Source organism: Mesorhizobium sp. Arg314, from assembly GCF_053714275.1.
In genome coordinates, this window is the sequence record NZ_JBSKBP010000084.1 from 1 (window position 1) to 10,535 (window position 10,535).

The window sequence follows — 10,535 nt, forward strand, 5'->3', positions numbered from 1 at the left end:
CCGCCGGGACTGCCGGCTGTGATGGGCCGCAGTCCCGGCCGCCAAACTACCCGATCCTTCTCAAACAATCCCAGGGCCAAGCAGGAGCGAAGCTCCGTCGCGGAGACCCTGGGACCATTCCGTAACCTCGAGCGTAGAATGCGGCGGAGCAGAATTCTGCACCAGCTGCACCGCTCATATGTATCGGAATGGATCCTATGGTCTGCGCCGCGTCGCTTTGCTCCTTGCTCCGCCATGGGATGATGACGGGATGGGCGTTGCCGCCAATTCCAACTCCCGGCTTGGCTTTCTCTTTGCTTGTCGCTATGTTGCGATCGCAGATCGCAGAAAGTGGACCTGAAATGCCGCCCGATATCCCAGCTAGTGACCTGAAAAAATGAGGAAAAGCCGTTCGGCAAAAGCCGAAATGGCCTTCATAAACTCACAAGCTGAAAATTGGATATCGTAGCCAACAGGCTACAGCACCTCAAAAACAGGGGCTGGAAATTGAGCGATGCGATTGCGGACGTTTTGAACTGGCTTGAAAGCAGGAAGGACATCCACAGCCTGAGGGCGGCGGTGTGCGACCTGAACGGCATCATGCGCGGCAAGCGCATTCCGGTCGAGCAGGCGCGCAAGGCGCTCGAAGGCAAGCTGCGCATGCCCTATTCGGCCATCGGCCTCGACATCTGGGGCGAGGACATCGAAGGCAACGCCCAGGTGTTCTCGACCGGCGACGCCGACGGGCTTTGCCACTGGACCGGGCGCGGCATACTGCCGGTCGACTGGACGGCCCACCCGACAGCACTTCTGCCGCTCTGGCTGGCGGACGACAGCGGCTCGCCCTATCTCGGCGATCCGCGCCGGGCGCTGGCCCGCATCCTCGACCGCTATGCCGCGCTTGGCCTGACGCCCGTCACCGCGACCGAACTCGAATTCTACCTCGTCGATCCGACATCGCAGCGTCCGGTCGGCCCCGTCTCGCCGGTCACCGGCAGGCGCCTCGATTCCGACGCGGCACTCTCGATCGACGAGGTCGACGATTTCGAGGCCTTCATCCACGATATCTACGAAGCCTGCCGCATGCAGGACATTCCGGTCGATACCGCGATCGCCGAGAACGGCGTCGGCCAGTTCGAGATCAACCTGAACCATGTGCCCGATGCCTTGCGCGCCGCGGACGATGCGGTGCTCTTCAAGCGCACCGTGAAGGGGATTGCCCGCAAGCATGGCTTTGCCGCCTGCTTCATGGCCAAGCCCTATGGCGAACGGGCCGGCAACGGTTTCCATGTCCATTTCAGCGTGCTCGACAAGGACGGCCGCAATATCTTCGACGACGGCTCCGACCAAGGCTCCGACACCATGCGCCACGCGGTTGGCGGCCTGCTGGCCGCGATGGCGCAAAGCACGCTGGTGTTCGCCCCGCATTTCAATTCCTACCGGCGGCTGCGGCCCCGTTCCTATGCGCCGACCGCGGTCGCCTGGGGCTACGAAAACCGCATGGTGGCGATTCGCATTCCGGGCGGCCCGTCGGCCGCGCGCCGCATCGAGCATCGCGTCTCAGGCGCCGACGCCAATCCCTATCTGGTGCTGGCGGCGATCCTTGGCGCGGCGTTGATCGGCATAGAGCGCCAGCTCTCACCCGGCGAGCCGACCGGAGGCGAGGGCCAGGGGCTGCCGCTTGCCAAGCTGCCGCCGGACTGGGCCTCAGCGATCGCCGCCTTCGAGACCGGTCCGCGTATTGCCGAGATCTTCCCGGCCGTGCTGCGTGACGCCTTCATCGCCTGCAAGCGCCAGGAGCTGAACACTTTCGCGCTGAATGTCAGCGACTTCGAGATCGAGACCTATCTCGAGAGCGTTTAGCCAGAGTGCTTCGGCCAACTCAGCGCGCGGCCCATGCCAGCCCGCGGCGCAGGATGGTGCGCATCTGAGGCACTTGGAATTCCGATGCCACGTGACCCAACGACGAATAAAACACGCGCCCCTTGCCGTGCCGCCGCTTCCACACCACCGGCATCACTACGCCGTCGATCCACGGCGCCTGCGAACCGGAAAAAGTGGTGGTCGCCAGCACCTCGTTCGAAGGGTCGACATGCATGTAATACTGCTCGGATCGGTAGGGGAAATCCTCGATGCCCTGCATGATCGGGTCATCGCGCCGCGCTACGTTCACGTGATAGTCGATGATGTTGCCGGGATGCGCGACCCATTGCCCGCCGCACATGAACTGGTATTCGGGCGATTCGCGAAACGCGTCGCCCATGCCGCCATGATAGCCTCCAAGGCCGACTCCGTTCTCGACCCCTTTCGTCAGGTTGGTTTCTTCCGCCTTGGGCGCTTGCGGCGCGCCAGCATCAGTTCTGCCTGGCCCATCTCATCCGCGACGCTCAATATATCAGGTATACTTCTTTGCGTTCGAAGTCGTCGGTGGAATTTCAGCATCGGACCGAGCAAGGAGTCGGACGGCCCACAGGGCGTAGGTTACAATCGTGGCCGCTCTGCCGCCACACCAAGCGCAGCTTCAAGCGCGAGCCCCAAAGCCAGCAACTTGCCTTCCTCGAAAAGCCGGCCCCAGAGTGAAATCCCCTGCGGCACGCGGAATTTCAGCTTCGTCTCAGCCTCGAGTTTGACCGTCGGGACCGACGGCGATGGGCGTGTGGCAAGCTCTCGGAACCCTGCGCGCAGGTGCAGGCAGGGATGGCCGGTGAAATTGCTGGCCAGCAGCATCGGTCCGCTATCGAGCGGCCCGATCAGGGCATCAACTTCGGCAAAAAGCCCGTCAAGCGCGAGCATGACCTGGTAGCGCAGTCGGTCAAGCTGGACATGATCGACGGCAGAAAGGAACCACGCCTTGCGGAATGTATTGGGCCAAGCTTCGTCGCCCTGCCAGCGCAGAAGGTCGTCCTGATCGCTCAACGTCAGCGCCTGAAAGGTGGCCGCTGCCTCCGCAAGCAACAGGTTTTTCAGGGAGTCATAAGGCAGTTCGGGCAACGAGACTTCGACAACCTCGACCCCGAGACGGCGTGTCGCCGCCAGCGCGGCATGATCGACCGCTGTCGCCTCCGCGCCAGAGGCTTTGGACAGATAGCCCAGCCGCAGGTCCGCGATAGCCGCCGCCGCGTCAAAGCGGAAAGGTGCTGCGATCGAGCTGTTATCCTCCGGATCAGCACCATTCAGGACTGACAGGACAATGGCACAATCTTCGACACCCCGGCAGATAGGCCCGACCTTGTCGAGCGAGGGGCAAAGCACCATTGCCCCCGCCCGGGATATCCGCCCGAAGGTCGGCCGCAGCCCGGTCGCCCCGCAGCGGTCACTCGGTGCGACAATCGAGCCTAGGGTCTCGGTACCAATAGCGAAACCGCAGAGCCCCGTCACGACGGCCGAGGCCGATCCGGCGCTCGATCCGCGCGCGCCCTCGCCAAGGTTCCACGGATTGCGAACGAGGCCGCCATACCAGGTGTCGCCATCTGCTAGTGCACCGACCGCGGTCTTGCCGAGCAAGACTGCCCCCGCCGCGCGTAAGACACGCACCACGAAGGCATCGCTGTCGGGAACACGGTCGCGGTACAGCTCTGCACCCCAGCCGGTGACAACGCCCTTCGTGTTGAAAAGGTCTTTCAGCGCGTAAGGGATGCCGTGCAACGGGCCAAGGCGGACCCCGGCGCGGGTCAGAGCGTCGGCTGCCTCCGCTTGGCTCAACGCGAGTTCGCGAGTGACCGTGACGAAGCATTCGAGCCGGTTGGCGAGGGCCGAAATCCGGTCAAGGTAGATTTCGGTCAACGTGCGGCTGGTGAGCGCGCCCTTGGCCATCCAGCCCGCCAGATGCGTGAGCGGCGCGAAGGCAATATCCTCGGCATTGGCGGGTAGCGTGGGCAGGTCTGAGGACAAGCTCAGGACGTCCGGCCCGGGGGGCATGCGAAACCTCGGCAGTCTGGGGTCGAAGCGGCTGGCCGTTGGGGCATCGTTTGGCAAGGCCATGGCGCGGCAGGCCTGGGCCGCGTCGATCTGGCCGCCAAGGTTGTCAGCCATCTGCGCCCGTTCCGCCGCCGTATAGCTGAGCCCGAGCAATTTTTCCGCCGCCGCGATCGTCTCTTCGGCGACCCTCGCCTTGGTCAGGGACTTCTCCACCATTTCGACCCCACCCGGCTCAGAATATCGCCGTTTCGGGGCTGTCGCCCTCGCGTACCCAGGCGCGATACATACCGGTCGAGTTGAACTGCATGACGATGTTGCCCGCCATATCGACGCCGATCAATCCGCCCCGTCCGCCGATCGGGGCCAGCTCTTCGGCGATGGCGGCCGCCATCGCTTCGTCCAGCGTCAGACCCGCGTACACCATGCGGGCATGGATATCATGGCCGGTACAGGCACGGACGAAATGCTCGCCGGTGCCGGTGGCTGAGATCGCGCAGGAGCGGTCGTTTGCGTAGGTCCCTGCGCCGATGACGGGGGTATCTCCGATCCGGCCGGCCTGCTTGTTGGTCACGCCGCCGGTTGAGGTTGCCGCCGCGAGACGCCCTTCGCGGTCGCGCGCCACCGCGCCTACGGTGCCGAAGCGGCCCTCTGCCGGCGCATCGTGGTCGAGCGCCTGAGCATCGGTGTCATGGGCGCGCAAATCTTGCAATTGCTGCAGGCGGTGTGGAGTGGAGAAATAGCCGGGCTCGACCAGGGCAAGACCGCGGGCGCGGGCAAATTTCTCGGCGCCATCCGAGCCCAACAGCACGCTGCGCGCGGCGCGCATGACTTCCGCCGCCGCCACGACCGGATTGCGGATGCGACGCACTCCGGCGACTGCGCCTGCCTGGAGCCCGGTGCCCGCCATGACTGCGGCATCGAGTTCATGAACCTGCTCCTCGGTAAAGACGGCGCCGAGCCCTGCATTGAAAAGCGGGCAATCTTCCAACATGCGCACCGTCTCGACAACCGCGTCGGTGGCCGATCCGCCCGCCTCCAACACCGCCGTCCCAGCGTTCAGCGCCACGATCATCTCCTGCCGGTAGTCCGCTTCCGCGGCAGGGTTGCCAGGCAAGATCGTTCCGGTGCCGCCGTGAAGGGCCAGGGAATAGGATACTTTCATGAGGCCTCAATGGGTCAAGATTTTGCCGAGGAAGGCGCGGCTGCGCTCGCTTTGCGGCTGCACGAAGAATTTTTCAGGCGGCTGGATCTCGAGAATACGCCCGGCCTCCATGAAGACAACGCGGTCGGCGACCTTGCGGGCGAATCCCATCTCGTGGGTCACCACTATCATGGTCATGCCGTCGCTCGCCAAGTCTTGCATCGTGTCAAGCACCTCCCCCACCATCTCGGGGTCCAGCGCCGAAGTGGGTTCATCAAAAAGCATCAGCTGCGGCTGCATCGCCAGCGCCCGCGCGATCGCCACGCGCTGTTGCTGGCCGCCCGAGAGCTGCCCCGGCATCTTGCGCGCCTGCTCGGCGATATGGACCCGGTCCAGAAGCGCCATCGCCCGTTCGCGCGCTGTCGCGGGGCTTTGTTTCTTTACCAGCGTCGGTGCCAGCATGATGTTGTCGAGGACGCTGAGGTGCGGAAATAGGTTGAACTGCTGGAACACCATACCGATGCCCTTGCGGGCCTGGACTGCGGGGCGGGAATCATCGATCGGCGTGCCGTTGAAGACGATGCGGCCCGCGTCATGTTCTTCGATGCGGTTGATACAACGGATCAGCGTCGACTTGCCTGAGCCGGAGGGCCCGCAAATCACGATCTTCTCGCCGCGATTGACGCTCAGCGAGCAATCGTCGAGGGCATGGAAGGAGCCGAACCATTTATGCACCCCTTCGATAGAGAGCAATATGTTGGGGGCGGGATCATTTAAGGGCATAGCGGTGCTCCAGATATCGGCCATAGCTGGCTATGGAGAGGCCCATGACGAGGTAGATGGCGCTGACCATCATGTACATCTCGACGAAATAGGGCCGCCATTGCGCATCGCCTTGGGCCAGCCGCAGCGTTCCCGTGAGGTCGTAGATGTTGACGATGGCCACCAGCGAGGTGTCCTTGATGGTGCCGATGAAAAGGCTCGCCAAGGGCGGGATGGTAACTCGAAGTGCTTGCGGCATAACGATGTGCGTAAGGGTCTGCCAGCGGCTTAGGTTGAGCGCGTGGGCCGCCTCGCGCTGGCCTTTGCCGATCGCCTGCAGGCCGCCGCGGAAGATCTCGGCCTGGTAGGCGGCGGCAAAGAGTACGACGCAGATCGTCACGCGCAGCATCGGGTCCAGCCGCCACGCCGGCGGCAGCAGGATTGGCAGCACGAAGGCCCCGAAGAACAGCAGGGTGATCAGCGGCAGCCCACGCACCAGCTCGATATAGGATGTTGCAAGCCAGGACAGCACCGGCAGATGCGACCGCCGCCCGAGCGCCAGCAAAATGCCCAGCGGCAGGCCGAACAGGCAGGCGACGACTCCCAGCAGAATGGTCAGCGGCAGGCCGCCCCAGAGGTCGGTGCCAACCGGCGTAAGCCCGAAGACACCGCCACCGAGCAGGATGGCGAAAGCAACCAGCGCCAGGCTCACCAGCGCAAGGCCTGATCGACCGAAGAAGCGCGGCAGAGCCGCCACGCCGAGGCATCCGAGCAGGAGGGCACATCCCAGCGCCGGGCGCCATTGTTCGCCCTGGGGGTAACGACCCAGCAGGATCAGCCGCGCCTTGTCGACCAGAACGCCCCAGCAAGCTCCAGCGGCGGCGCGGCAGGCCTCGGGGTCGGGCGCGACCTCGGCGGCAAAGATGCCCCAGTGGAGGGCCCGCCACAGCACCCAGGCAAAGAGCGCCAGCAGGGCGGACGAGACCAGTCCGGTTTTCGTGTCGGCGAAGAGCAGGGCGCGCAACCGGGCCGCCGTTGCCATCGGTTTGAGCGGAACAGTCATGGTTGCCATCTACCTCAACGCTCCTGCAACTGAACGCGCCGGTTGACGGTCCCCATCACCGCGGCGGTGAGAATGTTAAGTGACAAGTAGACCGCCGCGATGATGGCAATGCATTCGATCGCCTGCCCGGTCTGGTTAAGGGACGTGGTGCCGATCGAGACGATATCGGGATAGCCCACCGCCACCGCGAGCGAAGAGTTCTTCAGCGTGTTCATCACCAGGCTGGTATATGGCGGCACGATCACCCGCAGGCTTTGCGGGATCACGATCCGTCGCAGGGTCTGGCCGCGTGTCAGGCTCAGCGCATGAGAGGCTTCCCATTGTCCGCGGTGCACGGCGAGGAGGCCCGAGCGGACGATCTCGGCGCAATAGACGCCTGAGTAAAGCGTCAGCGCCCCCACCAGCGAAGCCCATTCGACGCTGACCGTGCCACCGCCGCTAATTCCGAAAAGGCCGACCACCGGCACATCCCATTGATCCGGGACATAGAGCCAGAGCGCTGCCGAAACCACTGCGGCAGCGGCAACTGCGCCGGTTCGATGGCCCCGGAGCAGCAGCGCTGCTGCAAAGAGCACAAACATGGAGACGATCAGGACACCCGCCTCGGGTGCCGTCACCAACGGTTTGGCAAAAGCAAGTCCGCCATTGCTCAGCAGCAGTACATTTCCAAGGTTGACGGCATCCGCGGCTCGAGGCAGCAATTCGAGCATGGCGACATACCAGACCAGCAGCTGAACCAGCAGCGGAATGTTGCGGATCAAGTCGACGATACCACGTGTGATCAGGCGCAACAGCGGATGGCGGCTGATCTGTCCAATGCCGAGGACCAGTCCTATCAGGCTCGCAAGGACGACGGCCGGAAGAGCGGCGCGCAGGGTGTTTGCAATCCCGGCTGCGAAGGCAACGGCATAGCTGCTGCGACTGGTGTAGGGAACCCACACTTCTGAAATAGAAAAGCCCGCCGTATCACCGAGGAAGCCAAAGCCTGACGCGATGTGGCGGGCAGCGAGGTTGACCGCCGCGTTATGGGCGAGCCAGAGAAATGCTCCGGCTGCTGCGGCCAGAACCAGCACCTGCACGGCGATCATCCCCGCCCCGCGCCGTCGCGGGACAGGGATGGGAGGAGCGACGGCCGCCGCCCTCCCTTCTTTGTTGGAAAGATCGACCCCCGACATCGTCTCAGCGCAGCGGTGGGGAATAGAGCAGGCCGCCCTTGATCCACAATTCATTGCGTCCGCGCGGCAGCTTCAGCGCCGACCCGGATCCGAGATTGCGGTCAAAGACCTCGCCATAGTTGCCGACCTGCTTGACGATGTTGTAGCTCCAGTCCTTGCTCAGCCCAAGGAAGCGGCCAAGATCGTCGCCAGCCCCGACAATCGACAGAACTGCAGGGTCCTTGCTGTTGGCCTTGAGGTCGTCGATGTTCTGCGATGTGACGCCAAGTTCCTCGGCCTGGACCATCGCGTTGAGGGTCCACTTGGCGATGGCGAACCAATCGTCGTCGCCGCGGCGCACCGCCGGCCCCAGCGGCTCCTTCGAGATCAATTCCGGCAGGATTTGATAATTTTGCTTGTTAGGCACTTCGGACGTCAGGAACGATGCCAAGCTGGTGGAGTCATTTGTGTAGACGTCACAGCGTCCGTTGATGAAAGCCTGATGCGAAGCCTCCTGCTGGTCGAAGACAACGGCCTTGTAGGTCAGCCCATTGGCGGCAAAGTAATCGGCAAGGTTCTTTTCGGTGGTCGAGCCCGAGTCGACACAGATGGTCGCACCGGTGAGTTGCTTGACCGAGGTCAGCCCTTCTTTCTTCGGCGTCAGGAATGCCTGGCCGTCGTAGAAATTGATGCCGACCCAAACCAGGTTCAGCGAAGTGTCGCGGGTGTAGGTCCAGGTCGTGTTGCGCGCGAGGACGTCGATCTCGCCGCTTTGCAGGGCGGTCAGACGCGTCTGGCCGCTGGTCGGCACATATTTGACCTTGTTGGCGTCGCCGAGCACCGCGGCCGCCAGTGCGCGGCAATAATCGACGTCGAACCCGGCCCATTTGCCGGAGCTGTCGGCCAGTGCAAAACCAGGATTGCCGGTGTGAACGCCGCAGGTCACGACATTGTTCTTCTTTATGGCATCCAGCACCGCCCCGGCATGTGCCGTGCCGGCCAGCGTTAATGCCGCAATGGCGCCGCAGCCGAGGGCTGCGATTTTCGTCTTCATGGTCCTTCCTCCTCATGGTTATGATTGTCCGGCGACGCGGCACGCGGCGCCAGATAGGCTAAGACTGTCTCGGCCAGATCGCGGGCCAATCGCACGGCGTCCGGATTCTGCGTCATCACTCCCGATGCCAAGGCCTCGATCACCGCCATCATGGCAATGGCGGAACTTGGCAGCACGCCATGTGCCGCGGGTGCCAGAAGCCGAATGTGTGCGATCGCGCTCAGGGGTGAGGCCTGGTCGTCGGTGATCACCACGATGGAAGCGCCGCGGTCGCGGGCGAAGCGGACGAGATGAACGGTGTCCTTGGAATAGCGCGGCAGCGAGAGCGCGATCAAAACATCACCCTTGCCGCACCGCATGAGCCGGCGAGCCACCTCTTCGGTGCCGCCCTCGCCTGCGACGGCTTCGATCGCTTCGACAAATGGCATCAGCGTGTGCACTGCATAGCCGGCCAGATGGCTTGACGCCCCGAGACCAAGAAACCAGACGCGCCGCGCCCTCATGATCCAGGTTGCGACCGTGGCGATCTGCGGCGCCTCGCCAGCGTCCCGCACGGCCTCCGCAATTTCCGTCAATTTCGGTTCTTCGCGCGCGTGGCCCAACTTGAGTATCGGCTCCATTACCGATTGCATCTCGACACCCAGATGGGCTTTCAGTTCGCCAAAGCCCTTGAATCCCGCAGCTTTGGAAAAACGGTTGACTGCCGAGACCGAGGTGACGGTCAGCGCTGCAATCTCCTCAGCACTTTGCGACAACGTCTGAATCGGATGTGCCGTCATCCACATCCCCACCGGAACCAAGGACGGTGTGGTGCTGGATGCGGCAAGCTGAATGCGTTCGAGCACGGATCTCATGAATGAATGATATCATTCACTGACGTGTCTGTAAATGATCTCGTTCATCAAGTGATTGGATCATCAGGGCAACCGTGTGTTGATTTCCACCGAGAGCTGACCCGGCGCAGCCAGATATTTCCATTGAGAAATTTCGGTGGAAACGCCGGGGCAGCTCTCAGTGGAAATCAACAGGCAGAGCATCCATGATCGAGCTCACCAGCACGATCACCTGCCCGGCCTGCGGCCACCACAGGACCGAGACAATGCCTACCGGTGCCTGCCAGTACTTCTACGAATGCGAAAGCTGCGGGTTCTCCTCAAGCCGCTGGCCGGAGATTGCTGCGTATTCTGTTCTTATGGGGATCATCCCTGCCCGCCGAGACAGAAAGAGTTGCAGTCGGTGCGGCGGGTCGGCATCGTTGCTGTTGATGACAACGACACACCCGCTGCTGCCAGTCGGCGTAGCACCTCGCGACACTCGCCACCGTCTTGGTCGGCAGTATGCCGTCGCCGGCGTGGCGAAGCCGAAGATGCGCACGTCGGGCGTAGTGCTGCATGGCCGGAACGCAAAAAACCGCCCCGGTCAGACCGGGACGGTTATTGATTTATGATAGAATTGGTTGCGGGG

The 10,535-nt window shown here is 63.2% G+C and carries 8 protein-coding genes and 2 pseudogenes; 2 read left to right on the plus strand and 8 right to left on the minus strand.

Going from position 1 to position 10,535, the window contains the following annotated elements; genetic code table 11:
- Nucleotides 1-486: 486 nt before the first annotated feature.
- Nucleotides 487-1,842, plus strand: a complete 1,356-nt coding sequence (locus ACWGS9_RS32950) for a glutamine synthetase family protein (RefSeq protein ID WP_454509153.1) — start codon at nucleotides 487-489, stop codon at nucleotides 1,840-1,842.
- 19 nt (nucleotides 1,843-1,861) lie between these two features.
- Here ACWGS9_RS32950 and ACWGS9_RS32955 read toward each other — a convergent pair.
- The 8 genes and pseudogenes from ACWGS9_RS32955 to ACWGS9_RS32990 form a co-directional block, all read right to left on the minus strand.
- Nucleotides 1,862-2,311 (minus strand): annotated as a pseudogene (locus ACWGS9_RS32955) (ThuA domain-containing protein); the annotation flags it as partial.
- A gap of 149 nt (nucleotides 2,312-2,460) precedes the next feature.
- Nucleotides 2,461-4,050, minus strand: a complete 1,590-nt coding sequence (locus ACWGS9_RS32960) for an amidase (RefSeq protein ID WP_454509154.1) — start codon at nucleotides 4,048-4,050, stop codon at nucleotides 2,461-2,463.
- A gap of 79 nt (nucleotides 4,051-4,129) precedes the next feature.
- The gene (locus ACWGS9_RS32965) at nucleotides 4,130-5,059 is read right to left on the minus strand and encodes an isoaspartyl peptidase/L-asparaginase family protein (RefSeq protein ID WP_454509155.1); all 930 of its coding nucleotides are present in this window, start codon (nucleotides 5,057-5,059) and stop codon (nucleotides 4,130-4,132) included.
- 6 nt (nucleotides 5,060-5,065) lie between these two features.
- The gene (locus tag ACWGS9_RS32970; protein ID WP_454509156.1) at nucleotides 5,066-5,821 is read right to left on the minus strand and encodes an amino acid ABC transporter ATP-binding protein; all 756 of its coding nucleotides are present in this window, start codon (nucleotides 5,819-5,821) and stop codon (nucleotides 5,066-5,068) included.
- Entirely contained in the window at nucleotides 5,808-6,824 is a 1,017-nt protein-coding gene (locus ACWGS9_RS32975; protein WP_454509157.1) for an amino acid ABC transporter permease, read from the minus strand. Before ACWGS9_RS32975 ends, ACWGS9_RS32970 begins: the two co-directional genes overlap by 14 nt.
- 53 nt (nucleotides 6,825-6,877) lie before the next feature.
- Nucleotides 6,878-7,951, minus strand: a complete 1,074-nt coding sequence (locus tag ACWGS9_RS32980) for an ABC transporter permease subunit (protein WP_454509158.1) — start codon at nucleotides 7,949-7,951, stop codon at nucleotides 6,878-6,880.
- Between the two features lie 91 nt (nucleotides 7,952-8,042).
- Complete coding sequence (locus tag ACWGS9_RS32985) at nucleotides 8,043-9,071, minus strand: amino acid ABC transporter substrate-binding protein (protein WP_454509159.1); 1,029 nt, start codon at nucleotides 9,069-9,071, stop codon at nucleotides 8,043-8,045.
- Nucleotides 9,068-9,925: a MurR/RpiR family transcriptional regulator gene (locus ACWGS9_RS32990; protein WP_454509160.1), complete on the minus strand. Its 858-nt coding sequence runs from the start codon at nucleotides 9,923-9,925 to the stop codon at nucleotides 9,068-9,070. The genes ACWGS9_RS32985 and ACWGS9_RS32990 overlap by 4 nt, the downstream gene beginning before the upstream one ends.
- Nucleotides 9,926-10,110: 185 nt before the next feature.
- Between ACWGS9_RS32990 and ACWGS9_RS32995 the strand changes: the two are divergent.
- Nucleotides 10,111-10,298, plus strand: a pseudogene (locus tag ACWGS9_RS32995) (GDCCVxC domain-containing (seleno)protein); the annotation flags it as partial.
- Nucleotides 10,299-10,535 lie beyond the last annotated feature (237 nt).